General features: G+C 58.6%; 28 protein-coding genes and 1 tRNA gene. 13 read left to right on the forward strand and 16 right to left on the reverse strand.

The annotated features are described in order from the left end of the window. Window positions 1–49 precede the first annotated feature (49 nt). A complete protein-coding gene (locus ACYQ6M_RS05335) occupies window positions 50–1,309 on the forward strand; it encodes a GGDEF domain-containing protein (protein WP_023000586.1) in 1,260 nt (419 codons plus the stop codon). 85 nt (window positions 1,310–1,394) lie between these two features. On the opposite strand, the gene serA is transcribed toward ACYQ6M_RS05335, so the two are convergent. After that, on the reverse strand, window positions 1,395–2,639 hold the full coding sequence (gene serA, locus ACYQ6M_RS05340; RefSeq protein WP_023000587.1) for a phosphoglycerate dehydrogenase: 1,245 nt from the start codon (window positions 2,637–2,639) through the stop codon (window positions 1,395–1,397). Window positions 2,640–2,912: 273 nt separating this feature from the next. On the opposite strand from serA, the gene ACYQ6M_RS05345 reads away from it, so the two are divergent. Beyond that, window positions 2,913–3,656: a hypothetical protein gene (locus ACYQ6M_RS05345; protein WP_229004428.1), complete on the forward strand. Its 744-nt coding sequence runs from the start codon at window positions 2,913–2,915 to the stop codon at window positions 3,654–3,656. 62 nt (window positions 3,657–3,718) lie between these two features. Here the strand turns inward: ACYQ6M_RS05345 and ACYQ6M_RS05350 are convergent, their stop codons facing one another. The 3 genes from ACYQ6M_RS05350 to ACYQ6M_RS05360 form a co-directional block, all read right to left on the reverse strand. Further along, on the reverse strand, window positions 3,719–4,531 hold the full coding sequence (locus ACYQ6M_RS05350) for an arylamine N-acetyltransferase family protein (RefSeq protein WP_031269163.1): 813 nt from the start codon (window positions 4,529–4,531) through the stop codon (window positions 3,719–3,721). A gap of 181 nt (window positions 4,532–4,712) precedes the next feature. Then, entirely contained in the window at window positions 4,713–5,285 is a 573-nt protein-coding gene (gene ilvN, locus ACYQ6M_RS05355) for an acetolactate synthase small subunit (protein WP_023000590.1), read from the reverse strand. Between the two features lie 29 nt (window positions 5,286–5,314). After that, window positions 5,315–7,090, reverse strand: a complete 1,776-nt coding sequence (locus tag ACYQ6M_RS05360; protein WP_460072566.1) for an acetolactate synthase 3 large subunit — start codon at window positions 7,088–7,090, stop codon at window positions 5,315–5,317. Between the two features lie 270 nt (window positions 7,091–7,360). On the opposite strand from ACYQ6M_RS05360, the gene ACYQ6M_RS05365 reads away from it, so the two are divergent. Both ACYQ6M_RS05365 and ACYQ6M_RS05370 read left to right on the forward strand, forming a co-directional pair. Beyond that, window positions 7,361–7,717 carry a hypothetical protein gene (locus tag ACYQ6M_RS05365; protein ID WP_460072568.1) on the forward strand — a complete coding sequence of 119 codons (357 nt, stop codon included), beginning with the start codon at window positions 7,361–7,363 and terminating at the stop codon, window positions 7,715–7,717. A gap of 80 nt (window positions 7,718–7,797) precedes the next feature. Beyond that, a tRNA-Lys gene (locus tag ACYQ6M_RS05370) sits at window positions 7,798–7,873 on the forward strand. Between the two features lie 129 nt (window positions 7,874–8,002). Here ACYQ6M_RS05370 and ACYQ6M_RS05375 read toward each other — a convergent pair. Beyond that, window positions 8,003–8,410, reverse strand: a complete 408-nt coding sequence (locus ACYQ6M_RS05375; RefSeq protein ID WP_055655361.1) for a hypothetical protein — start codon at window positions 8,408–8,410, stop codon at window positions 8,003–8,005. A gap of 432 nt (window positions 8,411–8,842) precedes the next feature. Here ACYQ6M_RS05375 and ACYQ6M_RS05380 point away from each other — a divergent pair, with 432 nt between their 5' ends. The 3 genes from ACYQ6M_RS05380 (at window position 8,843) to ACYQ6M_RS05390 (ending at window position 10,335) form a co-directional block, all read left to right on the forward strand. Continuing rightward, complete coding sequence (locus ACYQ6M_RS05380) at window positions 8,843–9,559, forward strand: hypothetical protein (RefSeq protein ID WP_023000594.1); 717 nt, start codon at window positions 8,843–8,845, stop codon at window positions 9,557–9,559. Further along, a complete protein-coding gene (locus ACYQ6M_RS05385; RefSeq protein WP_152506066.1) occupies window positions 9,537–9,731 on the forward strand; it encodes a hypothetical protein in 195 nt (64 codons plus the stop codon). Before ACYQ6M_RS05380 ends, ACYQ6M_RS05385 begins: the two co-directional genes overlap by 23 nt. Window positions 9,732–9,807: 76 nt before the next feature. Continuing rightward, window positions 9,808–10,335: a hypothetical protein gene (locus ACYQ6M_RS05390; RefSeq protein ID WP_168684462.1), complete on the forward strand. Its 528-nt coding sequence runs from the start codon at window positions 9,808–9,810 to the stop codon at window positions 10,333–10,335. Between the two features lie 483 nt (window positions 10,336–10,818). Here the strand turns inward: ACYQ6M_RS05390 and ACYQ6M_RS05395 are convergent, their stop codons facing one another. The 3 genes from ACYQ6M_RS05395 to ACYQ6M_RS05405 form a co-directional block, all read right to left on the reverse strand. Continuing rightward, complete coding sequence (locus tag ACYQ6M_RS05395; RefSeq protein WP_460072571.1) at window positions 10,819–12,093, reverse strand: malonyl-CoA decarboxylase; 1,275 nt, start codon at window positions 12,091–12,093, stop codon at window positions 10,819–10,821. A gap of 133 nt (window positions 12,094–12,226) precedes the next feature. After that, window positions 12,227–13,558 (reverse strand): methyl-accepting chemotaxis protein, encoded by a 1,332-nt coding sequence (locus tag ACYQ6M_RS05400; RefSeq protein WP_460072573.1) that lies wholly within the window; start codon window positions 13,556–13,558, stop codon window positions 12,227–12,229. Then, window positions 13,533–14,060, reverse strand: coding sequence for a PAS domain-containing protein (locus tag ACYQ6M_RS05405; protein ID WP_023000600.1), 528 nt, complete (start codon window positions 14,058–14,060; stop codon window positions 13,533–13,535). Before ACYQ6M_RS05405 ends, ACYQ6M_RS05400 begins: the two co-directional genes overlap by 26 nt. A 451-nt stretch (window positions 14,061–14,511) precedes the next feature. Between ACYQ6M_RS05405 and trhO the strand changes: the two genes are divergently transcribed. From trhO to ACYQ6M_RS05420, 3 genes are all read left to right on the forward strand, one after another. After that, a complete protein-coding gene (gene trhO, locus ACYQ6M_RS05410) occupies window positions 14,512–15,354 on the forward strand; it encodes an oxygen-dependent tRNA uridine(34) hydroxylase TrhO (RefSeq protein ID WP_023000601.1) in 843 nt (280 codons plus the stop codon). A gap of 91 nt (window positions 15,355–15,445) precedes the next feature. Continuing rightward, a complete protein-coding gene (locus ACYQ6M_RS05415; protein WP_023000602.1) occupies window positions 15,446–16,033 on the forward strand; it encodes a hypothetical protein in 588 nt (195 codons plus the stop codon). A gap of 82 nt (window positions 16,034–16,115) precedes the next feature. Beyond that, complete coding sequence (locus ACYQ6M_RS05420) at window positions 16,116–16,346, forward strand: hypothetical protein (RefSeq protein ID WP_152506070.1); 231 nt, start codon at window positions 16,116–16,118, stop codon at window positions 16,344–16,346. A gap of 222 nt (window positions 16,347–16,568) precedes the next feature. Here the strand turns inward: ACYQ6M_RS05420 and ACYQ6M_RS05425 are convergent, their stop codons facing one another. Together ACYQ6M_RS05425 and ACYQ6M_RS05430 are read right to left on the reverse strand one after the other, a co-directional pair. Further along, window positions 16,569–17,459: an SMP-30/gluconolactonase/LRE family protein gene (locus ACYQ6M_RS05425; protein WP_229004422.1), complete on the reverse strand. Its 891-nt coding sequence runs from the start codon at window positions 17,457–17,459 to the stop codon at window positions 16,569–16,571. 133 nt (window positions 17,460–17,592) lie between these two features. After that, on the reverse strand, window positions 17,593–18,063 hold the full coding sequence (locus ACYQ6M_RS05430) for an Lrp/AsnC family transcriptional regulator (RefSeq protein WP_209169632.1): 471 nt from the start codon (window positions 18,061–18,063) through the stop codon (window positions 17,593–17,595). A gap of 183 nt (window positions 18,064–18,246) precedes the next feature. Between ACYQ6M_RS05430 and ald the strand changes: the two genes are divergently transcribed. After that, on the forward strand, window positions 18,247–19,386 hold the full coding sequence (gene ald / locus ACYQ6M_RS05435) for an alanine dehydrogenase (RefSeq protein ID WP_023000606.1): 1,140 nt from the start codon (window positions 18,247–18,249) through the stop codon (window positions 19,384–19,386). 209 nt (window positions 19,387–19,595) lie between these two features. Here ald and ACYQ6M_RS05440 read toward each other — a convergent pair whose 3' ends face one another. From ACYQ6M_RS05440 to ACYQ6M_RS05465, 6 genes are all read right to left on the reverse strand, one after another. Continuing rightward, entirely contained in the window at window positions 19,596–19,868 is a 273-nt protein-coding gene (locus ACYQ6M_RS05440) for a glycine zipper domain-containing protein (protein WP_006932815.1), read from the reverse strand. 193 nt (window positions 19,869–20,061) lie between these two features. Then, window positions 20,062–20,331 (reverse strand): lipoprotein, encoded by a 270-nt coding sequence (locus tag ACYQ6M_RS05445; protein WP_023000608.1) that lies wholly within the window; start codon window positions 20,329–20,331, stop codon window positions 20,062–20,064. Between the two features lie 43 nt (window positions 20,332–20,374). After that, the gene (locus ACYQ6M_RS05450) at window positions 20,375–20,644 is read right to left on the reverse strand and encodes a glycine zipper domain-containing protein (RefSeq protein WP_023000609.1); all 270 of its coding nucleotides are present in this window, start codon (window positions 20,642–20,644) and stop codon (window positions 20,375–20,377) included. A 50-nt stretch (window positions 20,645–20,694) separates the two neighbouring features. After that, window positions 20,695–20,964: a glycine zipper domain-containing protein gene (locus tag ACYQ6M_RS05455; protein ID WP_023000610.1), complete on the reverse strand. Its 270-nt coding sequence runs from the start codon at window positions 20,962–20,964 to the stop codon at window positions 20,695–20,697. A 232-nt stretch (window positions 20,965–21,196) separates the two neighbouring features. After that, window positions 21,197–22,819 carry a glucose-6-phosphate isomerase gene (gene pgi / locus ACYQ6M_RS05460; protein ID WP_062488218.1) on the reverse strand — a complete coding sequence of 541 codons (1,623 nt, stop codon included), beginning with the start codon at window positions 22,817–22,819 and terminating at the stop codon, window positions 21,197–21,199. A gap of 149 nt (window positions 22,820–22,968) precedes the next feature. Further along, window positions 22,969–23,760 (reverse strand): delta-class carbonic anhydrase, encoded by a 792-nt coding sequence (locus ACYQ6M_RS05465; protein WP_460072579.1) that lies wholly within the window; start codon window positions 23,758–23,760, stop codon window positions 22,969–22,971. Window positions 23,761–23,997: 237 nt separating this feature from the next. Between ACYQ6M_RS05465 and ACYQ6M_RS05470 the strand changes: the two genes are divergently transcribed. Together ACYQ6M_RS05470 and ACYQ6M_RS05475 are read left to right on the forward strand one after the other, a co-directional pair. Next, entirely contained in the window at window positions 23,998–24,618 is a 621-nt protein-coding gene (locus tag ACYQ6M_RS05470) for a PilZ domain-containing protein (RefSeq protein ID WP_460072581.1), read from the forward strand. Window positions 24,619–24,914: 296 nt separating this feature from the next. Continuing rightward, a complete protein-coding gene (locus ACYQ6M_RS05475; RefSeq protein WP_075284425.1) occupies window positions 24,915–25,874 on the forward strand; it encodes a PRC-barrel domain-containing protein in 960 nt (319 codons plus the stop codon). The last annotated feature ends 49 nt before the right edge of the window (window positions 25,875–25,923 follow it).

The raw sequence follows: 25,923 nt of genomic DNA on the forward strand, positions 1-25,923 counted from the left end.
ATCAATGCATACATCGAGGTCTCGGATCGAGAAAACTACCAGGTAATCCATGGCCATCTCCAACGCGCTCCTCCTCTTGGCCCAGGCAGCCGTTTATTTCATCGTCATGATGAGCCTTCTGCGGGCTCGTCAGGTGATCGGTATCGGCGTCTTCATGTGCGCGCTTGGTGTGATGCATTTCCTGGAAACATATCTCGCCAGCGTCTTTTACATCGAGTTGCCGTTCGGCATCGTCTCCCCCGGGTCGACAGTGCTTTTTTCCGGCAAGCTTCTGATGATCCTGCTGCTCTACATCCGCGAGGATGCGCTGATCGTCCGCCAGCCGATCTACGGCCTGTTGATCGGCAACTTCCTGATCGTCGCACTGGTGATGATCCTGCGGAACCACGATACCATCTCGGTCACGGACGGCCGCAATCCGGATTTCGCCTTTATCGATGAAATGGGACTGCTGATGGTCTGGGGCACCATCTTGCTGTTTGTCGACGCGATCGCGATCATCGTGCTTTATGAGCGGATCGGCAATTGGGTCGGGCGGCACCTGGGTCTGCGTTTCCTGATCTGCGGCGCGGCAGTGCTGACATTCGACCAGGCCGGGTTCTTCCTGGCGCTGCATTATGTTTCCGGTGCACCCTGGCATGTGTTTGTCGGCGGCTGGGCGGCCAAGATGGTGGCTACGCTGGTCTATACGGCGCTGTTCATCCTCTACCTGAAGTATTTCGACAACGAGAGCAGCTGGCTCACCAACAGGTCCTTCAAGGACGTGTTTCAGGTGCTGACCTACCGGGAGCGCTACCACAAGCTTCTGGAAGCTTCCATTCGCGATCACCTGACCGGCACGCTTCACCGCAGCCAATACGACCAGAATGCGCCCAAAATCCTGGCCAAGAACCTGCAGGAAAACCGGCCCCTGTCCCTGCTCGTGATCGACATCGATCACTTCAAACAGGTGAACGACCGGCATGGCCATCAGGCCGGTGACGAGATCCTGAAGATGGTTGCCCGGCTTCTGGCCGACAATCTGCGTTCCGACGATCACCTCTACAGGGTGGGCGGCGAAGAGTTCGTGCTTCTGTGCGAGAAACTGTCGGTGGAAGGCGCGACCTCCATGGCCGAGCGGTTGCGCAAGGCGATCGAGCGCTTCAGCAAGATCTATCTTCCGGAAAAGGTAACGGTCAGCATCGGTCTGGCCAGTGCGCCGCAGGACGGCGACACAATGGAGGCCCTGTTCCGGCAGGCGGACCTTCGGCTTTATGAAGCCAAGAAACAGGGGCGCAATCGGGTCTTCAGCCCGGTCACGGTGGATTAGACCAATCTGGTAAGCCAAAGCATTTGAAAAAGAAAAAGCCCTGGAACCGGTCCAGGGCTTTTGTCGTTTCTGAAGGCCGGGACGATCAGACCCGGTTAAGCAGCCTTGCTCGGATGGTGTTGGGCAGGGTGCGGATCTCTTCCAGAATGCTGACCGGATCTTCCACCGGGCTGTCGACATCCAGAACGACGTAGCCGATGTCCAGATGGGACTGCATGTACTGGGCACAGATGTTGAGGTTGTGCCGGGTGAAGAGGTCGTTCAGCGTGCGCATGGCACCGGGAGCATTGTGGTGCACCTGGATGAAACGCGTGGCCGACGTGCCCTTGGGCAGTTGAACCTGCGGGAACGAGACGGCGCCGATGGTGGACCCGACATCGGAGTATTCCACCAGTCGCTTGGAGACTTCCTCGCCGATCCGGTCCTGGGCCTCTTCCGTCGAACCACCCACGTGCGGGGTCAGGATGACGTTGTCGAGGCCGCGCAGAGGCGACAGGAATTCGTCCTTGTTGGACTTCGGCTCGACCGGGAAGACGTCGATGGCAGCGCCTGCCAGGTGACCGGACTTCAGCGCGGCGGCCAGAGCGTCGATATCGACAACCTTGCCGCGGGCGTTGTTGATCAGGAACGCGCCCTTCTTCATCTTCGAAATCTGGTCAGCACCGAACATGTCGCGCGTTTCCGGCGTATCGGGAACATGCAGGGACACGACATCGGATTCAGCCAGCAGGCCATCGAGGCTTTCGGACGGCATAACGTTGCCGTGCTGCAGCTTGTCGACGAGATCGAAGTAGATCACCCGCAAGCCCATGGCCTCGGCCAGGTTCGACAACTGCGTGCCGATATTGCCGTAGCCGACGATACCAAGTGTCTTGCCGCGAACTTCGTGGGAACCAGCAGCGCTTTTCATCCAGCGGCCTTCGTGGGCCGCGGTGGATTTCGGGAAGACGCCACGCATCAGCATGACGATTTCGGCAACGGTGAGTTCGGCCACGGATCTCGTGTTGGAGAAGGGAGCATTGAACACCGGGATGCCGCGCGTAAGCGCGCCCTTGAGGTCGACCTGGTTGGTGCCGACGGAGAAGCAGCCGACGGCAACCAGGCTCTTGGCCGCTTCCAGAACCTCTTCGGTGACCTGGGTGCGGGAGCGGATGCCGAGCATCTGGACGCCCTGCAGCTTGTCGATCAACGCGTCCTTTTCCAGGGCTCCGGACAGGACTTCAACGTTTGTATAACCGTGTTTTTCAAGAACCGCGCGCGCGGTCGGCGAAATGCCTTCCAGCAGCAGCCAGCGGATCTGGTTTTTCGGCCGGGAGAGACCGTGAATCATGGCGAAATGCCTTTTGGTCTGATTGGTTTGAATCGCGCCGGATCGGCGCTAACAGCGCGCGTGTCGTATACGCGCTCGTTCACGTCGCGTCTAGGGCGCCATTTTGATGGAACGCAAGCCGACACCGCGCGTTTTGTCACCCCGGTGTTTGTGAAAGCGGTTGCTGACGGACAACAGCCTGTGCCAATAAGCGGCGGGGGCGCGTTACGGCCGGATCTCCAACCGGCTGCTTGAATAATATCCAACACCAAGCGAGAGCAGGGACCCCGATCCATGTTGAATTTGAGCGGGCCTCAATTCGATTACGAGCCATATCCCGTTTGCTATGTAACAGATGTATTGCCGCCGGAAATGTACCGGTCACTCGTCGAGAGCTATCCTGACAAGGATCTGTTCAAATACATGCCAAACCTCGGACACAAATATTCTCTGTCCGACATCAATAACCCGGATAACTACTACAAGTTCCTGTCAGATACACCTGATTGGAAAGCGTTTTACGATCATGTGAAATCCGAGAACTTCATAAACAACGTGCTGGATATGTTGGTCGCCAACAATATCGACCTGGGCCTGCGCAGGCTCAAGGTGATTGCGAAGGACGGGCAGCGGAAGGCCAGCCTGCTGAGTCGCCTCCGTCGCCAGACCGAGATCAGTGCCCGGTTCGAGTTCTCGATGATGCCGGCAAACGGCGGTCAGATCCTGCCGCACACCGACGCTCCGCATAAATTGATCACGCTGGTTCTGTCCATGATGGAGCCGGGAGCCTGGAATCACGCATGGGGTGGTGGCACGGCGGTGTGCCTTCCCAAGGACCGGACGAAGGTCTTCAACCACATCAACAAGGCGATGCCCCTCGAGGATGTTGAAACGCTGAAGACGTTCCCGTTTGAGGAAAACCAGTGTGTCCTGTTCGTGAAGACCTACAATTCCTGGCACCATGTCGCGCCGATGAGCGGACCGGACGATGCCCCCTTGCGCAAGACGCTGACGATCAACATCGAGAGCAAGCTTTAGGAAAGGCGGGGCCTGTGGAAATGCCACAGGCCTCTCGGTATTGCGCTGCTGTTGGACCGTGGTCAGTCGAGGCGGCGCAGATCCTGCAATCGCAAGGCAATGGCTCGCACCGTGTCGTCGTCATATCCGAGGCCAAGGTCGTTGCGCATGAAACGGCCAAGGTCTTCCGCTTCTTCAATCAGCCACTCCCGCTTGTTGCCACCACCGACAAACCGGGCCCGGCCGTCCAGAAAACTGATGAAACCCCGATCCGTCAGCCGGTAGAATTTCATGCTGCCCGCAAAGGACTGCCTGGGCGAAGCGGCGCACAGGAAATTGGCGGCTTCAATGTCGACAGGGCGGACGTCTACCCGGTCAAATCCGTAGAGCGCGAACCAACCCTCCTCAGTCTGTCGTTCCAGTACGTGCTCTCCTGACGCAGCTTCAAGGCGTATCCTGTAGACTTGGTCGCGGACCTGCTGGCGTTCTTCTGAAATGCGCACGGGCTCGGCTGGAGCCTGGCCGCCGAACCCGGCATCGACCAGCCATTCGGTTCCATCACATGTCACGACATGGGCAAGGTGTGAGCGTGCTCCGCCCTCCGCCGCCCCCATACGCACCCGGGCAAGCACCTGCCGGGAGGAAAAGCCGATGGCTGCCAGTGCGTCACCCAGCAGAGAGTTCAGCTCGAAGCAGTAACCGCCGCAACGGTGTTGAACGAGCTTTTGCCAGAGGCTGTCCCGGCCAAGCTCTGGAACCTTGCCAAGAAAAGGCAAAACGTTTTCGAACGGGATGGCGCTGATCTGGGCGGCCTGCAGGGCCCTCAAGCCGTCCAGGGTGGCCGGGCACGTCTCCAGGCCAATCCGCTCAAGATAAATATTAAGATCGAAGGGCATGGGCAGGTTCTGTCCGGTTTCGAGGTGTCCGATGCATGTAGGCAAGTCTTCGGCTGTTGCCAAGGAACACGACGGCGGGAGTTCGCCCGATCTGCTGTGTGCCGTGCCTCAATATGCGCAGGAAAACAAAAAAGGCCCGCCGCACCGGGTGCGACGGGCCTTGAGATCAGAAAGCGACCCCTTAAAGGCCTTCTGGTCCACGCTGAACGGCAGCAACGCCGGTGCGGGAGACTTCGACCAGACCAAGCGGTTTCATGATGGAGATGAACTGCTCGATCTTGGAGGTCCGGCCGGTGATCTCGAAGACGAAATGTTCCGTCGTCGCGTCGATCACGGTGGTGCGAAAGGCATCCGCAAGGCGCAGGGCCTCCAGGCGCTTTTCACCGGTGCCTGCCACCTTCACCAGGGCAAGCTCACGTTCCAGCGGCTTGTCCTGGTTGGTGCGTTTGGCGCGAACGGTCAGGTCGGTCACCCGGTGCACCGGCACCAGCCGATCGAGCTGGTGGCGGATCTGCTCGATGATCATCGGCGTACCGGTGGTCACGATGGTGATGCGGGACAGGTGTTTCTCGTGTTCGGTTTCCGACACGGTCAGGCTGTCGATGTTGTAACCACGGCCGGAGAACAGGCCGATCACGCGGGCGAGGACACCCGGCTCGTTGTCCACGAGCAGCGATAGGGTGTGGGTTTCGATTTCGTTGCTGACTTCTGCCAGGAAATAGGCGGAAGGCGCATCAACATTCTGTGCGTTCATTTTCTTAAAGTCCTTTTGCCTATTTCACCTTAAACGAGCGACTTGCCTTCGGCGCTGATGGCGTTGGCAACCGCTTCGTCGTTGGCTTCGTCCGGCAGCAGCATTTCGTTGTGAGCCTTGCCCGAGGGGATCATCGGGAAACAGTTGGTCAGATTGGCAACGCGGCAGTCGAACAGGACAGGCTTGTCGACGGCAATCATTTCCTCGATTGCCCCGTCAAGATCACCCGGCTTTTCGACCCGGAACCCAACCCCGCCATAGGCCTCGGCCAGCTTGACGAAGTCCGGCAGGCTGTCGGTGTAGGAATGGGACAGACGGTTGCCGTGCAGCAACTGCTGCCACTGGCGCACCATGCCCATGTACTGGTTGTTGAGGATGAACACCTTGACCGGCAGGCCGAACTGAACGGCAGTCGACATTTCCTGGATGTTCATCAGGATCGATGCATCGCCGGCAATGTCCACGCACAGCGCGTCGCGGTGGGCCACCTGCGCACCGATGGCAGCCGGCAGGCCGTAGCCCATGGTGCCGAGGCCGCCGGAGGTGAGCCAGTGGTTCGGCTCCTCGAAGCCGTAGAACTGGGCTGCCCACATCTGGTGCTGGCCGACTTCGGTGGAAATGAAGGTCTTGCGGTGTTTGGTCAGTTCATAGAGCCGCTGGATCGCGTATTGCGGCATGATGACGTCGCTGTTCGGCTTGTAGGCCAGCGAGTTGCGTGCGCGCCACTGATCGATCTGCGTCCACCAGTCCTTCATGGCCTTGGCGTCGGATTTCAGCGAAGAGGACCGCCAGATCCGCACAAGGTCTTCCAGCACGTGGGCGACATCGCCGATGATCGGCAGGTCGACATTGATCGTCTTGTTGATGGAGGACGGATCGATGTCGATATGAATCTTCTTCGAGTTCGGCGAGAAGGCATCGGTCCGGCCGGTGATGCGGTCGTCGAAGCGAGCCCCGATGCAGATCATCACATCGCAGTCGTGCATGGTCATGTTGGCTTCGTAGGTGCCATGCATGCCCAGCATGCCGAGCCAGTTGTCGCCGGACGCCGGATAGGCGCCGAGGCCCATCAGCGTGGAGGTGATCGGGAAGCCGGTCAGCGACACCAGTTCGCGCAGCAACTGGCAGGCCTGTGGGCCGGAGTTAATCACACCGCCGCCGGTATAGAGAATCGGCTTCTTGGCGTTCGCCATCAATTCGGCGGCCATGCGGATGCTGGAGGCATCGCCCTTCAGCTGCGGACGGTAGCTCTTGTGCGCGGCAGCCGGGTTCGGCGTCGGGCCCTGGTAGGTGCCGGTCGCGAACTGAACGTCCTTCGGAATGTCGACGACAACCGGGCCCGGACGGCCGGAAGTGGCGACATAGAAGGCTTCATGCAGGATGCGCGGCAGGTCGTCGACATCGCGAACCAGCCAGTTGTGCTTTGTGCAGGGGCGGGTGATGCCGACCGTGTCGCACTCCTGGAAGGCATCGTTGCCGATCAGATGGGTCGGTACCTGGCCGGAAATGCAGACAAGCGGAATGGAATCCAGCATGGCGTCGGTCAGGGCAGTCACCATGTTGGTGGCGCCGGGACCGGAGGTGACCAGGGCAACGCCCGGTTTGCCGGTGGAGCGGGCATAGCCTTCGGCGGCATGGCCTGCGCCCTGTTCGTGCCGTACGAGAATATGCTCCAGACCTTCCTGCTGAATGATCTCGTCGTAAATGGGAAGCACAGCACCGCCCGGGTAGCCGAAGATCGTGTCAACTCCCTGGTCTTTCAGCGCCTGGATGACCATTTCGGCGCCGGTCATTTCCCGTGTCATTCGTTTCGTCCTTGCATTCTCGCCTGTGGATCAGGCTTTGGCTCACATAACTGTTTGTTCTTCTGTCAATCCTGCCCGATAGGGCGCGGACTAATAAAACACTGTCTGTCTGGCCTGACGCATGCGGCGTCAAAGATCCGGGCAGTGGTGGAAAATGCGTGGTCAGGAGGCGGGTACAAAAAAAGGCCCCTTTGGGAGCCTTGGTCGCGCGCCATCCTGTCCGTACGGGGTTATCCCGCCGCGGAGGCGCGCTTTCCTACTACTACTAGAATGAGCGACATTGCCATGTCGTCCCGGTCCTTTGATGCTGCAGGCCGTCTGGCCCGGTTCGACGTCGTTGTGGAACTCCCGAAACCGGGTTTGTCCCGCCAACCTGAGGCAAGCCGATATGACAGCGACTTCAACAAGCTGGCCCAAGCCCGTCACGTCTGCCCCGGTCTTGATGCGCCGCACCCTAGTCAGGCGGATAAAACCGGTCAAGCCTTAATTTCGAAAATTGCGCAAAAGATCGAAGATGTTTCTGAAAGTTGCCTTTCGGGCGGCGTTAATGAGCTTTCCTTCCGGCGGCTGCGGATTTTCTCAGGGTTGCGTTCCCCGCAGACCGGCCATGATAAAAAATTGTCATAAAAACCGTTGCGCCAAATCGGATCGCACTATATACACCCGCCATCCGACGTGCCGCGCGGTTCTCGCGGCCCTGTCGCTTTGGGTGTGTAGCTCAGTTGGTAGAGCAGCTGACTCTTAATCAGCGGGTCTGGGGTTCGAGCCCCCACTCACCCACCATTTTCTTCTTCTGGAAATTATTCAAATGCCAAGGCGCCGCGAGTTCGCGCCGTGCTTCTTATTGTGCATTTTGTCGAGATCTGTGGCCGCCGGTCGACGGCCACGAGATTCAGCGCGTAGTTGCTGCGATCAGCAGGGGAACTCGTTCGTGATGAATTTCGAATCCTTCAAGGTGGTGAAACAGGTGTTGCCGTCCTTGAAGTAGGTGTTCTCGTGGCCGCAGACCATTGTCTCGTCCCGGAAGCCCTGTTCACAAAACTGGCCGTCCTTCACTTCCCATTTCAGTGTTTTCTTCGCGGGCTTTTTGCCCGTCACGGTCACCACGGCGATCTTGTTGCCGTTGTCGTTCCACTCGACAATCCAGTCACCGGCTTTCTTGCCGTTTTTTCCGTAGAAAATTCCTTCGATCTTGTTGCCGGACAAGATCTCGATCCGTTCGGCTTCTGTCATCGGCTTGGCTGATGCCGGAAGATCCTTGGCGATTGAGCCAGTTGAAATTGCACACATTGCAGCAAGCAAGAAAAGTTGCTTCATCATCGTGTTCTCCAATCAAGTTCAATATCAATCAACAAGTCCTTGCACAGTAACGTCTGAACTGTAGTTGTGCCCGGTGACGGTGACAACTTGATCAAAGGATGTGTTTGGCGGTGCGAATCCAAGAGGGACGATGGCCCCTTCGTGAAGGGGAAATCCGACCACGTGGGGGTTCATTCGCACAGCGGTGGATAACCGGCTTGCCTTGCAGGCGGTGAATCTCCGGTTGAAAACTCCCGTTCTTTCAAACCGGTACCCGCAAGTTTTAACCTTGATATTTTTTCTTGTTTGACCGCCTTGGCAGACAACTTAACGTGCTGCCAAGCAGGGAAAATCGGTGCCTATTTAATCTATTGGCAAACAAGGCGATCGCCGCGTTTGACGCGGCCGCTCTTTGCAGGATGCGGATGAAGGGCAACATCAAACGGGACATCCATGCATAAACTGGATTTCGAGTTGGACAAGGCACAGCTGAAACGTGCCTGGGGCGTTATAGACAGGGAGTTTCAACGCCTGGGGCTGATGCTGCGCCGCGGGTCGGATTTCGATGTTGTCGAGGCCATGGCGGCGGCCAGCGGCCTGAAGCGGCTGGAGGGGCATTTTACCCCCAGTCTCAACACCTATACGCCGTCACAGGCGTTCTGGCTGGCGCTGGTGGACGAGGAAGACCGGATGGTCGGGCGGGTGTGCGCCCGTTTCGACAGAATGGCCTATCCGATGACGCTGACCGATTTCTGGCGCAAGTATTTTCACCGCTGCTACCCGGATGCGGAGGGCGGCAAGGTTGTGCTGAGTGACAAGCAGCCGCGCGTTGGCCGGCGCATTACCGGCGACGTTGTTTATCTGGGCGGGACGGAAGTTGCCAAGGAGTGGCGCGGTTCGAAGCTCGGCGGCCTGCTCAACCAGATGGCCCAGATCGAGGCATTGGATGAGTGGGGCGCCGGCTTCTATTACGGCTGGGTGCAGGGTTTCAACTTCATGGACGGCTTCTGGCGCGACTGCGGCTTTACCCGTGCACACTTTCATGCACTGAACTGGGTTGAGCCGCTGCCTGGTACGCTGGATGCCAATCTGATTTTTGTTGCGAACACAGCTGACGATGTGTGCGATCTGATTGATAGGATCGCGAATGGACTTCAAGCAAAGTCATGAGGCAGAAAATCCGCGTGAACCCGGCACTGGTGCGGAATTTCACGAGGAGACGCTGCAGCGTCATGTCCGGCACACCTTCGCCCAGCTTGTTGCCTGTGCGCTGGATGTCGAACCAGGGCTCGCCTTCCATGGCGATCTGGTAGGCATCAGCAACGCCCTGGCGGTAGACTGAGGGCAGGAAGCTGGTCGGCGGACGTGGTGTTTCCGGGTCAAGAGCCTGTGGAAAGAACCGGCGGAAGGTGCTGTGCTTGCCCACAAAGGTCAGCGGCGGCACGTCGCCCGGCTCGGCGGTCGGCAAGGTCATCAGCAGATACGGGCTCAGCTGCGTCATGCGGCTGTCCTGCACGATGATGCCTTCGTTTTCGCGCCAGGTCTTGAACAGAAACTGCGTCTTGTCTCCCGCCAATCCGTTTTCGATCAGCGAGAAGGGTAGCGGCTCAACAAAAGTGTTGATGCTCATGGACGCCTCCAAAGGGACTGGATTTCGGAAGAAACCCCTTCTGCATGGCTTCGGCATAGATGTCATATCTTGCCGCTGCCGCCAACTGGGCACGTTCGCCGTCGCTCAGCAGGCTGGTCTGGTCGTGGTCGAACAGATCGAAGCAATGGAAATCGAGCAGGAACAGACAGTCATATCTTGCTGCAATTTCAAATATTTCCAGGAATTCGAGCTGCTCTTTGGTGTATTGATCTTCGCTCATCCCTGCCGCCTTGTCTTTACATGTCATTTTTTGTTTTGCCTTTCAGACAATTTCCGGCGTCGAGAAACCCATTGAACGGTCTGCTCGCCTGGAAAGCGGCCGGCTTTTCGCGCCGGTACATCTTCCAGACGTCCCCTGATGTGCAGAGGCCGCTTCAATCCGAGATTGGTATGGATCCCGTTTCGCCAATCGCAGATTAGCAAAGAATTTTGCTGCACGCGAGATTTCTTCTTCAACTTTCCTTAGGTGTTACCCAAGAAGCGAAGAAGTAGTCGCCCGGGCACTGTCACGTCACCTGCAAGTTGACGTTTTTCAAGCCGAAGACAAGGCCAAGACAGCCGGAATCCGTCTTTCCGGCAGCGTCAGGAAAACGCCGGGACCGATAGCTATCGGTTGGGGAGGGGCGGCGGGAATCGCGTTGACCCGTGATACGCCGAGCCCGGTTCCAGCTGTCGTTCTGATCAGGACAGTTAGCGCGCCAGGGTGGACGAATGGCGCTAGCTCGGCAGGCAGAGCACCGGCAGCATGAGCTGCGATTGGGTCCCGACCCGTGCGCCATCAAGCCTGTTGTGCAGCTTCCGCTTCGCGCAAATCCAGTTTCTTTGCGGCCGCGTCCAGAGACCTGATGTCCGAAGAGGCGGCGATTTCCCCTGTCGCTGCATAGCGGTCGTGGTTCTGGGCCACCTTGCCGAGATCGTAGAGGTAATTCACCATCACGCCGGCTGATTGGGCACGGCCCTTTGCGGAGGTGTCGGCTTCAGCGTGGACTGCATGCACCAGTGCGCCGTTGCCCAGATGGAAGCGCGCCACCGGGTCAACCGGCTGTCCATCCTCGCGGCGGGCTGACAGAAGATAATGCGCGGCGAGGGTGCGCAGCAACTTCGGGTCCGCGTCCTGGAAAGCAATGCCTTCCGCCGACAGCCATTTCGTCAGGCCAGGGATCGGCGACAGGGTGACGAAGGTTTTCAATCCCGGCAATTCTGCCGAAAGATCGGCCGCCACCTGCTTGATCAGCGAATTGCCGAAGGAAATGCGGGCCAGGCCTTCCTGACAATTGGAAATCGAATAAAACACGGCGGTACGGGCCGTGGCCGCTGTGATGGGTTCCCTGTCACCTGCCAGAAGGTCCTGGATGGAACCGGGGATGTCTGCGGTGAGCGCGACTTCCACGAAGATCAGCGGTTCGTCGGGCATGGACGGGTGGAAAAAGGCGAAGCATCTGCGGTCGCCAGGGGCCAGGCGGCTGCGCAGGTCTTCCCAGCTGGTGATTTCGTGCACGGCCTCATAGGCGATGATCTTTTCAAGGATATGTGCCGGACTTTCCCAGCTGATCGGCCGCAGCACCAGAAAGCCCCGGTTGAACCAGGAAATGAACAGGTGCCGGAAATCCTGGTCGAGCGCCTGCAATTCCGGATCAGCGCCTCCGAGGCGCAGGAGGTCGGCGCGCATGCGCACCAGTTGCTCGGTGGCACCGGGAATCTGGTTCAGTCGCCGGATCAATTCCTGGCGCTTGGGCTCCACAGCCGCCATGAAGGCCGTGTATGTCTTCCGGTTCGGGCTTGCCTCATAGGCATCAAGGGCAGTACGCACGCCGGCCGGATCGATGTTCATGTCGTGGGCAAGGTGGCGGAAGAACTGCAGCTTGTCGCTGTCCTCCATTTCCTGAAACCGTTGCAGGAGCGTGCTGGCCGCGGCGAGGCCCGTCACGTCGCCAGCTGTGCCGACAAGTGCGCTGACCAGATCCTCCATCGGCCGATTGTCGCGCCGGTCCGGCGTCGCTGTGCGGTAGCGGCGCTCGAAGATGGTCGACAGCAGGTCGCCGAGAATGGTCATGTGGGCCTCCAGAACGTCCAGTGAGGGGTGGGCTCTGTCCTGAAGATAAGAGGTGTGAGGCTTTGACCCAATTCCCCAAAAGAGGCAATCCGGGCACGAACGCCCGGGTTGGATTGCCTAACAGCCAGTGTGCCTAGGCGGCTTCGCTGTTCTGCTGCTCAAGCGGGCCTTTCTTCAACGATTTGAAGAAGGCCGCCACTGCTTCGGTGAGCTGCCCGGCGTTGGAGGACATGCTTTCCGCGGAGCTCAGTACGGTCTTGGAGGCCGCGTGAGTGGTTGCCGCATTCTGGGCGACACCGTCCACAATTCCGGTCACCTTGTTGGTGCAGGCCACGGTGTTGGTCACGTTCTCCTGTATGGCCTGTGTCGCTTCCGCCTGCTTTACCGACGCGTTGGAAATCATCGTGGTAATGGATTCGATTTCCGTAATGGTTTTGGAAATCGTGTCGAAGGACTGAGCCGTATCGCGGCTGGCCGCGTCGACTTCCTCCAAAGACTGGGTGATCTCCTGTGTCGCCTTGGCTGTCTGCGTTGCCAGTTCCTTGACCTCGGCAGCAACCACCGCAAAGCCCTTGCCCATTTCACCGGCGCGGGCCGCCTCGATGGTGGCATTGAGTGCCAGCAGGTTTGTCTGGTCGGCAATGGAGGAAATCAGGTCGATGATCTCGCCGATAGCTTCGGCGGAAGTCCGAAGGCTGTTTGCCTTGTCCTGGCCTTGCGTGACCTGGGTAACGGCAGCACGGGCGATTTCGATGGAGCGTTCGATCTGGCCGCTGATTTCGCTGGCTGTCGAGGACAGGTGATCGGCGGCGGATGCTGCCGCATTCACATTTTCGGCTGTCAGGTCGGCCGCGTCGGCAATGGCGGTCACGACTTCCGAATTGGAAACGGCAGAGGTTTCCATTTCCTCGGCCGTTCCGGTCATCTGCTCGGCGGAAGCCATCAGGCTCTGTGCAATCTGGCTGATCTGGCTTTCAAAGGAATCCGTCGACTGGCGGAAAGCGCCAACGCGGCCCTTGATGGTCTCGATGGCCATGTTCATGATTTCCGCATTCTGCAGATAGCTGCCATTGAGGCCGCCTGGCTGGATGCGGCGGTAGTAGCGGTTGTTCTCGATCGCGGTCATCGAGGCGGCAGCTTCACGCAGGAAGGCGTCCGTCCGGTCGATCATGTGGTTCATGGAGGTCATCAGCTCACGGACTTCACCGGCTTCGGTGTAATCCTTGGCTCTCACCTCGAAGTTGCCCCAGCCGATCTGGCTGCAGACCTCCGTCGCAGCACCAAGCCCTCGCCGGGTCCGATGTACCGCGGTCAGCGCGAAAAGCATGGCCAGCATGACGATGGCGCCACAGAGGACCGTAGCCATAGTCAGGCCCAGCAGGGCGCAGACCACCGTCGCCGCGCCGCCCACCAGTGCGACACCCGACGCGATCGTGGCGTTAAAGAGTGTGAATGAGCTCGTCATAGCTCACGCCTTTCGATTGAAGGATCGATACCAGCTGATCGTGACCGGCCTGCATGCCGGTCTTGCGGTTGTCCGCCTGCTGTTCTGTCTGTCGCAGCTGGGCGTAAAGCGGGGTGATGATGTCGTCGACGATACGGCGGTTGGGCACCCGGCGATTGGAATGGTAGCCGATGATCTTGCCGCTCTCGCCATAGGACGGCGTGACATGGGCCAGCACCCAGTAGTGATCGCCGTTCGCGGACATGTTGACCACATAGGCGAAGATCTCTCCGCCGGCCTCTATCGTGTCCCACAGCAGCTTGAAGACACAGCGTGGCATGTCCGGGTGACGGATGAGGCTGTGCGGCGCATTCTCCAGAGCCTTGCCATCAAAACCCGCGATATCCCGAAAGATGTTGTTGGCGTAAGTGATGCGCCCGCGCGTGTCTGTTTTCGAGACGATCAGGTCCCGTTCGGAAAAGAACCGTTCCACCCCCGTCGGGGTGACCTTGTACTGGGTCATCCTTGGTGCGCCTGCTCATGTTGGCAATTCAGGGTTAGGGTACGGTTGCGTGCTTAATGATCCTTAAATGAAACCGGATGAGGTTTGATTTTTAACTATATGAATTCATTCGTATTTCTAACGATGTCATCTTTCTCCGTAGAGAGTTTTGTTGAGGCGAATTGTTGCCGATCTTTTTGTTACTCTGAGGCTATTCTTCGATTCTTCCGAAGGGTTTGGGCGATGTTCCTTTCGAGGAACTTCAATCGGCAAGTTCCGCGTTGCATGGCCCCTGGCGCATGTTCGGTTGTGCTCAAGCAAAACCTGCAGGGCGGCCTCGCCTGCAGAGAACCGGGTCCGAGAAACTGCGGACTTTTCAGAAGGGGGGCTTAGGCTGTATAGAGGGCGCCAATAGCCGGGTGGTGCTTTTGCCCCTTGGGCCCGGCGTCTTTCAAGAAACAGAACAAGCCCCATGAACGAATTTCTCGTTGCCGCCCTTTATATGTTTACGCCGCTCGACGACTTCGAGGCCATGCGCAGTCCGCTCAAGGCCTATTGCGAGGAACGGGATGTGCGCGGGAGCCTGCTGCTTGCAGGAGAGGGTATCAACGGCACGATTTGCGGGCCGGAAGCCGGTGTGCGAGAGGTCCTTGCGCATCTGCGATCGGACCCGCGGCTTGCCGGGCTGAACCACAAGGAAGCCTGGACCCACCGACATGTCTTCAAGCGCATGAAGGTGAGGCTCAAACAGGAGATCGTGCGGCTTGCGGTTGACGGGATCGACCCGAACGAGATCGTCGGCGAATACGTCAAGCCGGAAGACTGGAATGCCCTGATCTCCGATCCGGATGTCGTCGTCATCGACACGCGCAACGATTACGAATTCGCCTTCGGCACGTTCGAGCGGGCGCTCAATCCGAAAACCCAGTCGTTCCGGGAATTCCCGGCCTGGGTGGACGGCGAAGACGAGCTTCAGAAAAAGCCGAAGGTCGCCATGTTCTGCACCGGTGGCATCCGCTGTGAAAAGGCGACGGCCTGGATGCTGAAAAACGGCTTCGAGGAAGTCTATCACCTCGAAGGCGGTATCCTGAACTATCTGGAGAAGGTGCCGGAAGCCGACAGCCTCTGGAAGGGCGAATGTTTCGTCTTCGACGATCGGGTGTCCGTCGACCATCAGCTGCAGCCGCGCTGGGGAGAATGGATCCCCGAAGAGGCCCGTCACATCATCAACGAGGACACCGACTACGAGAAGAGTGCCCGCGCTGAAGCTGATGACGAAGAGGGTGAACAGCAGATCGTCAGGGCCGTTTCTTAACGGATATTAACTTTTTCGCTTTAATGCCTTGTGGAACTTCCCTAAAGTCAGGGTTGCGGGAGATCTCCTGCGCCAGACTGGGGGAAAGTACATGCGTCACAGCTTCTGGAGCGCGCTTGCCGCGCTGATCGTCAGTCCGTTGGTCAGCACGTCCGTGCTGGCCGGGGGCAAGGCACTGTCCTGCTATGAACAGGCCACCGTGCCCGCCGTCTACAAAACTGTGAACGAGCGCGTGCTCGTCCAGCCGGCATCCAGCTACGTGGTGCAGAAGCCGGCCGTCTACAGTTATCAGGCCCGGCGTGTTCTGGTGCAGCCGGAGCGGGTCAGCTATCGCACATCGCCTGCCGTCTACCAGACACGGCAGAGCCGGGTCCTGGTTCAACCCGCCAGCGTCGGCTGGGAATACCGGGTCATCAACGGTCGCAACATCCTGTGCAAGGTGCAGAACCCCGCCGTCTATCGAACCGTCAGCCAGAAGGTTCTCGTGCAGTCGGCGTCCCGTGTCGCAGTGCGCCAGCCTGCCATTTACAGCTCCGTGAAGGAAAAGGTGCTGGTTCAGCCTGCCACGAGCTACCGGGTGCAAAAGCCCGCGGTTTACCAGACGGTCAGCCGCCAGGTGCTGGTTCAACCCGCCCAGACAGTCTGGAAGCCCGTAAAGGTGCGGGGTTGCCGCTATTAGGTGACTGGGTCAAGATCGGTTCTCTGTCCGTTTTCCGGAGCAGGCTGAAAGCCGGTTACCTGACCAGTTGTGGGGCTGAAACATGATTTGCACATTGATTGCGTCTTCCATCCTGCTCAGCATGGAGGACGGCTCCATGGCCGTGCTCATTCCCGAAAACCAGTCGGTCCGCATTTTCAACGAGCAATCGGTGAAGGGGGAAGGGGCCGTCGTTCACCTTTACGGGGAAACGAAAATCCAGGTGCCGGGTGTGAAAGCGGAGCAGATCATTGAAGCTCTCAGGGACTGCCAGCCTCCGCAGGATGCTGAATAACCGGCCCAAAACAACTGCCATCGACAGACAGTCGTCAGGCGGGGTGCTCAAAAATTCGTTCCGGCATGGCCTCCGAGCCAAAGGCTCTCCCTCATCCTGAGGAGGAGGGATGTTTATCTTCACCCTGATGTTGTGCCCGGGTCGGCGGAACGGATGACAGGCCAAATGTGCGGCAGAAGCCGGTTACAGCAGAAACCGACTTGCCCAAGGCGTTGCTTTTGATCAGCTTTTTGCTGTCCTGAACCGGTAGGTCTTCAAGCCGGTCTTGCCGTGACCTTCCACCAGGAACAGGCCGCCTGACAATGTGTCGGGTTCGACCGCGGTCGGGTCGGCGGGCTGCTTGATGCTGGTGACGATCAAATGGTCCAGATCCGGGCCGCAGAAGCAGGGCATGGTGGGCTTGTCGACCGGAAGCTTGATGGCGGCAAGCAGGTTGCCGTCCGGGGCAAAGCAGTTGAGAACGCCTGCGGATACCCCTGCGCTCCAATAGTTGCCTTCGGTGTCGACCGCTGCGCCATCCGGCCGTCCGGTGTCGTTGGTCTGCTGGGCGTACAGCATCTTGGAGCCAAGTGCACCGGTCTCCGGGTCGAAGCCGTAATATTCGATCCAGCCGGGGGAGGTGTCGGAGTGGTACATGTAGGTGCCGTCCGGCGTCCACGCGAGCCCGTTGGAGCATTGCAGTTCGTCACGGATCTCGGCAACGTCGCCGCTGCCGTCGACCCGGTAAAGACCGGCAATCGGTTCACGCGGTGAGCTGGTGTCCATGGTGCCGACCCAGAAGGCCCCATCCGGACCGACCTTGCCGTCGTTCAACCGTGTGCGCGGCTCATCAGCCTGAACTTCCGCCAGAACCTCGCTGGCACCGCTTTCGGGATCGAACAGAACGATCTTGTCCCACACGCTGACAATCAGGCGATCGTCATCCGTCAGGCCAAAGGAACCGACCTCATTGTCGAATTGCCATGTGGTGATCTTGCGGCTGGCCCAATCCATGGACTGGATGGAGCGGCCCTGGATGTCGGCCCAGAGCAAGCGGTTCAATCTGTCGTCCCAGGTCGGACATTCTGCAAGCTGGTAAGTCGTATCGATGAAACGGGTGATCGTATGGGTCACCGGAGCGGGTTCCTTGAAAAGCCGGGCAGTTGAATGGATGCGGACTATACCTGCCAGTGCTGGCTGCGTCGAGACGCTGGATTTAGTGGCGGAATTGCAGGCGGTTTGGTTGTGGACCGGTCCTGAAGGGAACTCATGTTTCGCCGTTCAGGGGAATCGCCGTGCGTCTGACGATCGGCCGGATGGCGAAGGACGATTTCATTCTGAGAACGCCTGGAAGCTGGGCAAGGTGGTCGCGGTGGATGCGTTCGAAGTCGATCGGGTCCCGGGCCGACAGGCGCAGGATGTAATCGGCATCACCCGCCATCAGGAAACACTCCATGATTTCGCCGGACCGGGCCACGGCGCGTTCGAAATTCTCAAGCGTTTCCTTGGACTGGCCGGTCAGCGAGATTTCCACGAAAACGTCCATGTGCCGGCCGAGTTTTCTTTGGTCCAGAAGCGCGACGTATTTTTCGATGATGCCGGCTTCTTCCAGCGCGCGCATGCGCCGCAAACAGGCGGAAGGGGAAAGCCCCACCTTCTCCGCCAGGTCCGCGTTGGCGATGCGGCCGTCGCTTTGCAGAACGTTCAGGATCTTCTGGTCGAGGCGATCGAGTTTCATTTTTGCTGCACCGCACATAATGCCGAGTTCAAGATAATACATAGCAGATAATTTGAAGAAATATCAATTCGACACAATAAAATTGCGCGTATTTGAATGGAGGCCCCAGGGAACGCAAGCACATTCGACGAAAACAGGCGTAAAATCATCGGCAATCAATAATGCTTCCAGAGGAGTCGAGTTATGCGCATTGGTGTGCCGAAAGAAATCAAAAACCACGAGTATCGGGTTGGTCTGACCCCGAACAGTGTTCTTGAAATGGTGGCTCATGGCCACGAAGTTGTCGTTGAAACCAATGCTGGTGTCGGCATCGGCGCCAGCGATGCCGACTACGAAGCAGCAGGCGCCAAGATCCTGGCAACCGCCAAGGAAGTCTTCGATGCCGCGAACATGATCGTGAAGGTCAAGGAACCGCAGGCCGTCGAACGCGCCATGCTGCGCCCCGACCACATTCTCTTCACCTATCTGCATCTCGCGCCAGACGCGGAGCAGACCGCGGACCTGGTAAAGTCCGGTGCGACCTGCATTGCTTATGAAACCGTTGTCGATGCTCGTGGCGGTCTGCCGCTTCTGGTGCCGATGTCCCAGGTTGCCGGCCGCCTGTCGGTGATTGCCGGCGCCAAGGCGCTGGAAAAGGCTCAGGGTGGCTCCGGCACGCTCGTGGGCGGCGTTCCAGGCGTCGAACCGGCCAAGGTCGTTGTCATTGGCGGCGGTGTGGTCGGCTCGCATGCCATTACCATGGCGCTTGGCCTCGGAGCCGATGTCACCGTTCTCGACCGGTCTACCGCCGTTCTGGGCAATCTCTCGCAGACGTTCGGTCCGGCACTGAAAACCGTCTATTCGACCAAGGCTGCCCTGGAGAAACATGTGCTGGAAGCCGACATGGTCGTCGGTGCGGTGCTGGTTGCCGGTGCGGCGGCTCCGAAGCTGGTCTCGCGCGAGCTGGTCAGCCGCATGAAGCCGGGCTCGGTTCTCGTTGATGTCGCCATCGACCAGGGCGGCTGCTTCGAAACCTCCAAGGCAACGACGCATTCCGAGCCGACCTACATCATCGATGAAGTCGTTCACTACTGCGTCGCCAACATGCCGGGCGCCGTGCCGAAGACGTCCACCTACGCGCTGAACAACGCCACCCTGCCGTTCGCTCTCGCACTGGCAGACAAGGGTGCCAAGAAGGCGCTGCTCGATGATCCGCACTTCCTGCCGGGCCTTAACGTGATCGGCGGTCAGGTGACCTGTGAGGCGGTCGCAACCGCTCTCGGCTATGCCTACGTCGATCCGAAGGTTGCTCTTGAGCAGGCCAAGGAAAGCGCTGCTGCCTGATAAGGGGTCTTCGCTTCAAGGATGAGAAAAGCCGGTCCGTTGGGCCGGCTTTTTGCTTTCTCAACGGGATTTTGGACTGACGTGACAGCGGTGAGCCCGTGACCTGCTGTTCGGCGCAACTCGCGTTGAAAATGTCGGTCTGTTTCGCAGGTTATTGCGTTCCTGATTTCGCAGGGGGGCAATCAAACCTTATTGTCGTGCGAAAGGGGTTAGGGGCAGCGGACCTTGTAAGGTGTGCCCTGTTCATCCGTGGCAATGCAGTTGCGCGGGGTGGTGACGACACCGATCAGGCCGCCACCGACGGCGCCGAGAGCGGCGCCTGCAAGGGTCGCGTTCACCGTGGAACCGGCAACGGCGCCGATCGTGGCACCGGTTGCCGCACCGAGACCTGCCCCGATCAGCATCCTGTCCCGTTGACTTTCGGTGTTGGCGCAGCCTGTCAGCACAATGGCGAGACTTGCGGCTGCAAGGACGGATCTCATCCAGAACCCCTTGGCGAAAAACATGTGTCTGCCAAGGGTGGAGATCTATGGTTAACAGTTTCTTACCAAGGCGGATTTATCCAAGGCAGATCCTGAAAGCAAAACGGGCAGGCCCATGAATCCATGGGCATGCCCGGTATTGTCGCTAAATTCGTCCGCTCTGACGGTGGTCAGGACGACAGAGAGCCTGGCCTTACGGGCAGGCGACTCGGTAAGGGTTGCCATACCGGTCATGCGCCACGCAGTTTTTCGGCGTGGTCGCAGCGCCGATAACAGCGCCACCCGCAGCACCGATAGCGGCACCGGCGAGAACCGGAGCTGCACCGGCACCGGCGGCGGCACCGACAATGGCGCCGGTCGCGGCACCAAGGCCACCGCCGACAAGCGCGCGGTCTCTCTGGCTGCTTGACTGACAGCCGGCGAGGGCGATGGCCGCAAGGGCCACCAGCAGGATCTTTTTCATTTCGTAAACCTGTGAAGACCCGATTGACTCAGGTCAGTTGAGATCAGGGGCAGGCGACGCGGTACGGGTTGCCATACCGGTCGTAGGCGACACAGTTCTTGGGTGTCGTTGCAGAGCCGATGATGGCACCGCCTGCTGCACCGATTGCCGCACCGGCGAGGGCCGGGCCTACGCCGTTACCGGCGGCGGCACCGATCACGGCACCGGTTGCCGCACCAAGACCGCCGCCAACAAGCGCGCGATCCCTTTGACTGTCAGACTGGCAACCTGCCAGAAATGCGGCCGAAGCGGCAATCAGAAGGAGTTTCTTCATAGTGTTCTTCCCAACGGTCTATTACCGAAACGAAAAAGGATCGCCCCCGATTACGGGCAAGCGACCCGGTAAGGATTGCCGTAGCGGTCGTAGGCGACGCAGTTCTTCGGAGTCGTTGCGCTGCCGACAATTGCACCACCGGCCGCACCAATTGCACCACCAACCAGGGCGCCGCCGACATCGCCGGTTGCCGCAGCGCCGATTGCTGCACCGGTTGCCGCGCCAAGACCACCGCCTACGAGGGCGCGGTCGCGCTGGCTATCGGACTGGCAGCCCGCCAGGGCAAGGCCTACTGCTGCGAGCAGAACTAGTTTTTTCATGAAATCAGTCTCCCTGTCGGACCGCAACCTCGGCGGGTCGAATGTATAAAATCATTCCAAGCCTAAGCTGCTTTGCACGTTGGGGCAATCTCTGTTTGCCGCAGCCGGCCCGTGTTCATCGTGAATACCAATAAGAGTTCTTCAACGATGTGAACCAGATAGGGCCGGTTGGGCAAAATTATGACGAGATCGCCTCACGTATTAACGCGTAAACAAAGGTGTGGTTCCCGCGTCAACTTTTCAGGGCGGCAAGCAAGCCTTTTGTCGAGGCGTCCTTCGAATCTGAAGAGACTTCACCCTTGACCATTGGCAGCAGGGCAGTGGCCAGTTCCTTGCCCAGTTCCACGCCCCACTGGTCGAAGGAGTTGATTCCCCAGATCACGCCTTCAACGAAAACCCGGTGCTCGTAAAGGGCGATCAGGCGGCCGAGTGCGAAAGGTGTCAGCTGGTCATAGACAAGGGTCATGGACGGCCTGTCGCCCGGGAACACCTTGTGGGGTGCCAGACGATCGACTTCGTCTGCAGCCATTCCGGAAGCGCTGAGGAGTGCCTTTGCCTCGTCAAGCGTCCGGCCGAGCATCAGGGCTTCGGACTGGGCCAGGCAGTTCGCGACCAGAAGGTCGTGATGATGTTTCAGGTCTTCTTCATGGCCGTTGGCGGCAATCAGGAATTCACACGGGATGACAGTCGTGCCCTGGTGCAGGAGCTGATAGAACGCGTGCTGTCCATTCGTGCCTGGTTCGCCCCAGACCAGTGGACCGGTTTCCTCGGTCACGGGACTGCCGTCCAGCTTCACGCGCTTGCCATTTGATTCCATGTCGAGCTGCTGCAGGTACGCGGGCAGGCGAGACAGGCGCTGGTCGTAGGGCAGGACGGCGCGGGCGGAAAGGCCAAGCGCGTCCCGGTTCCAGACGCCGATCAACGCCATCAGAACCGGCAGGTTTTTTTCAAGCGGTGCTTCAGCGAAATGGGTGTCCATCGCATGGGCGCCGGACAGAAAGTCACTGAAGGCGTCCGGTCCGATGGCGATCATGAGGGGCAGGCCGATGGCCGACCAGACGGAATACCGGCCGCCGACCCAGTCCCAGAAACCGAAGACGCGGCTTTCGTCAATGCCGAAGGCGGCTACCTTGTCGAGGGCGGTGGAAACGGCTGCGAAGTGGTCGCCGACAGCCTCTTCGCCAAGAGTACCGGCAATCCATTTGCGCGCGGTCTGCGCGTTGGTCATGGTCTCGATGGTGGTGAAGGTTTTCGAGGCGACGATGATCAGCGTTGTGGCCGGGTCGAGTTTTTCCAGCGTATCGGCAATGTGAGCGCCATCCACGTTCGAGACATAGTGCAGCTCCGGACCGTCATGATAGGGGCTGAGCGCGATTGTCGTCATGACCGGCCCGAGGTCCGAGCCGCCGATGCCGATGTTGACCACGTCTGTAAAGGCGTCGCCGGTGGATGAGGTCAGTTCGCCGGAGCGAACCGCTTCGGCAAAATCCGCCATCGCGTCCAGAACCGCACGTACATCGGGCATCACATCCGCACCGTCGACCAGAACCGGCTGGTCCGACTGGTTGCGAAGCGCCGTGTGCAGGACGGCGCGCTTTTCGGTGCCGTTGATCTTCTCTCCGGCAAACATGGCCGCACGTTTGCCTTCCACGTCCGCAGCGCGGGCAAGGTCGAGCAGCAGGTTGAACGCCTTGTCGTCGATCCGGGACTTGGAATAATCGAGCAACAGGTCGTCTGTCCTGGCGGAGAATGTGTCGAACCGGTCGGGGGCGGCCGCAAACAGTTGCCGCAGGGAGGTACCCTTCAATTGTTCCGCCTGCCGGTTGAGAGCCTGAAATGCTGCTTCTAGCGCCATGAACAATCCTCTTAAATCGATTTAACAGCTTGTTTTCGCGCCGACGCGCGCGGGGCATCCATTAGCATACCCGCCCTGCGAGGGGGAGAGGAAATTCAAGGAGAATGCCGCCGGAAACAGGCAGGTGGATTCCGGCGGCTGAAGACCAATCAATTGGAAATAGGGGCCAGCAATTCTGGGGCTGTCACAAGTTGGCGAATGCCGTGGGAATGGTCTTCCTTGAAGACATTGCCTTTTTCCGCCCAGGCGTTGAGCGAGTTTATGTCCAGCTTGGCGCATTGCGGATGCACGCTCCAGGTCACCTGAAGCGGGGAGCATGTCGACTGGGTGAAGCTGGGCCCTGTTGTCGACCCGATGAAGGTGACCGGCGTACCCGTGCCTTCCGGCAATGACTTGGCCTGATGCAGGCCATTCACGATGTTGCCGTCATAATCGAAGTCGAGGAAGCTCAGTGCCTCGGGATCATTCACGACGAGGAAGACCTGGGCCTCGACACGAAGTTGCGGATTGGCGCAGGCATCGCTCAGGCAAGAGCCCAGTCCTTCACCCGGGGTGATGTTGCAGGATGTATGCACCCAGTGGACTTCAATCGTGTCGCCGGGCTTGACGCCATGGAAAGCTGACCCTGCGGGTTCTGCCAATTCAGCGTCGGTCAGGTCGGCGGTCTCGTTGCACTTGTAACCGCCATGATCTCCATCGCCGGCAAAGACGGTGAAGCCTGGCCCCTTGTGTTCCGCGTTGGTGTGCGTGTGGATGTTGCACAGGTTCAGCTTGTCGGCAGACGGCGCTATCGAGACAGAAGACATGTTCAGTCCTGCAGTCTGCGAGATATCGCGTGGAGTTTGCGGGCCGAAACCCTGACAGAGCTCTTCCGCCTGAGCCTGGGAGAGAAAACCGAGGCCTGCGAGGGCTGCAAATGTAAGTCCGATGTATTTCGCCATGGGAATCTCCTGCAGATGTGGTTGAGGCAGGCTGTTGGGCGCATTTCAAGAAAAGATAGCCGAAGAGGCGAGGATGATTTGAACGCGCATTTGAAAGGAACGCCAATTGCAAAAATTGCTCAGGGTAAATGACCGTTCAGGGCAAAAAGCTCCGAAGTTGGCGGAAAACAACGATAAATTGAATTGTCAGACTGTATTTTAAGTGAAATGAAAGTTTGCTCAAGGTAAACTAAATCTATGAATTCCGAAAACAAATCACACGGTCTGACCCATCTGCTCGATCAACCTGATGCCGAGGAAGAAGTCCTCGTGGTTGATTTCGACAATCTCTCGGTCATCAACGCGGTTGCATCCAACGTCAGCGAGTGGGGCTTCCGGTTGACCTCTCCGGATATCGGCGAGCTTTACAAGAACATCGGGGTTCGGCCCAAGGATGCTAGCAAACTGGTGAAGGCCCACGTCACTTCCGTGAAGGGCAATGATGCCGCTGTGGTCTTCGCCAAGAGCGAGAAATCCGTTTCGGACAAGCGTCGCGAAAAACGGAACAACGTCAGCATTCCGGTAAAGATCGCAGACCTGGACGGAATTACGGAAATCAGTGGCACGATCGTTGATGCGGGCAAGAACGGTTGCCGCATAACTGCGAAAGGTCTGACAGCGCTTCCGGAGGAGGTGCTGCTGACGATGAAAAAATTCGAAAGGCCGGTCGTTGCCGAATTCGCCTGGCGAAATGACACCTCCGCCGGCATGCGTCTCTTGTGGGATCGGACGCTTGAGCAGGACGACGATCACGGAGACGACGACGAAGAGAGCGACGGCATCTCCGAAACGGATACCGAAGAAGCCCAGAGCGTCTGACATCGCCCGCTTATGCTGCGGTCGGCGCGTGTCCCAATCAACTCCCCACAATTGACTGAACTTCCCGCGAGGACGTGAAGGAAACGCGGCGAGCGGTGGTTTCACGCGTCCATCCGTACCTTGGGGACTGGGCGAGTGTTCGGCCCGTCTTCGAAAAGGGGATTGTCACTTTTTTCAAAAATTTAGTTTTTAATCCGGAACTTCTTTCTCTCTCGGTTGTTCTCACAGTAACCGCCTCATCAATAGCAATACTGATGTTGCCGGCTTGGGAAATCACAGTGAGAGGAAATAATATTATGAAACGGATTATCACCGCTACCGCGATGTCCTTGATGCTGACAACATCACTTTACGCGGCAAACGAAGTAAAACCGCTCCAGACTTATGAATTCAATGAGTCTGCAAACATGAGTGATGTTCTTGCATCTGATCTGATTGGCATGCGGATCTACTCGGTCGAAGAAAACTATGACCGGTTCAACGAAGACTATCAGGCTCAGGCTGACGAAGAAAAAGACTGGGACGACATCGGTGAAGTCAACGATGTGATCCTTGGCTTCGACGGCTCGGTAAAGGCCGTGATCCTGGGTGTCGGTGGCTTCCTTGGTATTGGCGAGAAAGACATCGCCCTTCCGATGGAGCAGCTGAAGGTTGTCCGCGAGCAGGATGACGCCGATAGCTACTTCCTGGTGGTCAACGCCAACAAGGACGTGCTGACCAATGCTGCGGCGTATGAGAACCCGTATGCTGACGAAGCGGAAACGGCTGCCACACAGACTTCTGAAGGTATGGAGAAGCCTGCTGATACGGCAATGACGACGGAAACCGACACGTCGACCGAAACCGCGATGAGCCAGGATAGCGACGCCGGCGTGACGGCTGCTCCGGAAACTGCAATGGCGCCCCAGACCGATGCTGATGGTCGTGCGCTTCTGCCGCGTGCCGAAGTCGAGCGTGAAGGCTACACCGAAGCGGTTGTTGCCGAACTTACGGCCGACGATCTTGAAGGTGCCACCATCTACGACGCCAACGATGAAGACATCGGTGAAATCGATTCACTCATCGTGAGCCAGGACGGTACCATCGAAAAGGTCATCCTTGATGTTGGCGGCTTCCTGGGTATCGGCGAGCGTGAAGTTGCCGTCACCTTTGACGAGCTGCAGATCATTCGCAACGAAGACGGTTCCGACCTGCGCGTCTATGTAGGCGCCACCAAGGAAGAACTGGAAGCTCAGCCGGACTACGTCGCTGAGTAAGAGTAGTGGACTGCTCCGGGTGTCATCACCCGGGGCAGCCTGACACAGC

The sequence above is a fragment of the Roseibium sp. ROS1 genome (assembly GCF_054658215.1).

Coding starts and splice junctions, on each gene's coding strand:
- ACYQ6M_RS05385 (WP_152506066.1), top strand. CDS start 9,537: ATGGACTTCAAGCAAAGTCATGAGGCAGAAAATCCGCGTGAACCCGGC.
- ACYQ6M_RS05400 (WP_460072573.1), bottom strand. CDS start 13,558: ATGACGAGCTCATTCACACTCTTTAACGCCACGATCGCGTCGGGTGTC.
- ACYQ6M_RS05360 (WP_460072566.1), bottom strand. CDS start 7,090: ATGACACGGGAAATGACCGGCGCCGAAATGGTCATCCAGGCGCTGAAA.
- ACYQ6M_RS05440 (WP_006932815.1), bottom strand. CDS start 19,868: ATGAGATCCGTCCTTGCAGCCGCAAGTCTCGCCATTGTGCTGACAGGC.
- ACYQ6M_RS05415 (WP_023000602.1), top strand. CDS start 15,446: ATGCGTCACAGCTTCTGGAGCGCGCTTGCCGCGCTGATCGTCAGTCCG.
- ACYQ6M_RS05450 (WP_023000609.1), bottom strand. CDS start 20,644: ATGAAGAAACTCCTTCTGATTGCCGCTTCGGCCGCATTTCTGGCAGGT.
- ACYQ6M_RS05335 (WP_023000586.1), top strand. CDS start 50: ATGGCCATCTCCAACGCGCTCCTCCTCTTGGCCCAGGCAGCCGTTTAT.
- ACYQ6M_RS05405 (WP_023000600.1), bottom strand. CDS start 14,060: ATGACCCAGTACAAGGTCACCCCGACGGGGGTGGAACGGTTCTTTTCC.
- ACYQ6M_RS05455 (WP_023000610.1), bottom strand. CDS start 20,964: ATGAAAAAACTAGTTCTGCTCGCAGCAGTAGGCCTTGCCCTGGCGGGC.
- ilvN (WP_023000590.1), bottom strand. CDS start 5,285: ATGAACGCACAGAATGTTGATGCGCCTTCCGCCTATTTCCTGGCAGAA.
- serA (WP_023000587.1), bottom strand. CDS start 2,639: ATGATTCACGGTCTCTCCCGGCCGAAAAACCAGATCCGCTGGCTGCTG.
- ACYQ6M_RS05345 (WP_229004428.1), top strand. CDS start 2,913: ATGTTGAATTTGAGCGGGCCTCAATTCGATTACGAGCCATATCCCGTT.
- ACYQ6M_RS05380 (WP_023000594.1), top strand. CDS start 8,843: ATGCATAAACTGGATTTCGAGTTGGACAAGGCACAGCTGAAACGTGCC.
- ACYQ6M_RS05365 (WP_460072568.1), top strand. CDS start 7,361: ATGAGCGACATTGCCATGTCGTCCCGGTCCTTTGATGCTGCAGGCCGT.
- ACYQ6M_RS05430 (WP_209169632.1), bottom strand. CDS start 18,063: ATGAAACTCGATCGCCTCGACCAGAAGATCCTGAACGTTCTGCAAAGC.
- ACYQ6M_RS05395 (WP_460072571.1), bottom strand. CDS start 12,093: ATGACCATTCTCGGCGACCTGCTGTCGACCATCTTCGAGCGCCGCTAC.
- ACYQ6M_RS05470 (WP_460072581.1), top strand. CDS start 23,998: ATGAATTCCGAAAACAAATCACACGGTCTGACCCATCTGCTCGATCAA.
- pgi (WP_062488218.1), bottom strand. CDS start 22,819: ATGGCGCTAGAAGCAGCATTTCAGGCTCTCAACCGGCAGGCGGAACAA.
- ald (WP_023000606.1), top strand. CDS start 18,247: ATGCGCATTGGTGTGCCGAAAGAAATCAAAAACCACGAGTATCGGGTT.
- ACYQ6M_RS05375 (WP_055655361.1), bottom strand. CDS start 8,410: ATGATGAAGCAACTTTTCTTGCTTGCTGCAATGTGTGCAATTTCAACT.
- trhO (WP_023000601.1), top strand. CDS start 14,512: ATGAACGAATTTCTCGTTGCCGCCCTTTATATGTTTACGCCGCTCGAC.
- ACYQ6M_RS05475 (WP_075284425.1), top strand. CDS start 24,915: ATGAAACGGATTATCACCGCTACCGCGATGTCCTTGATGCTGACAACA.
- ACYQ6M_RS05465 (WP_460072579.1), bottom strand. CDS start 23,760: ATGGCGAAATACATCGGACTTACATTTGCAGCCCTCGCAGGCCTCGGT.
- ACYQ6M_RS05420 (WP_152506070.1), top strand. CDS start 16,116: ATGATTTGCACATTGATTGCGTCTTCCATCCTGCTCAGCATGGAGGAC.
- ACYQ6M_RS05350 (WP_031269163.1), bottom strand. CDS start 4,531: ATGCCCTTCGATCTTAATATTTATCTTGAGCGGATTGGCCTGGAGACG.
- ACYQ6M_RS05445 (WP_023000608.1), bottom strand. CDS start 20,331: ATGAAAAAGATCCTGCTGGTGGCCCTTGCGGCCATCGCCCTCGCCGGC.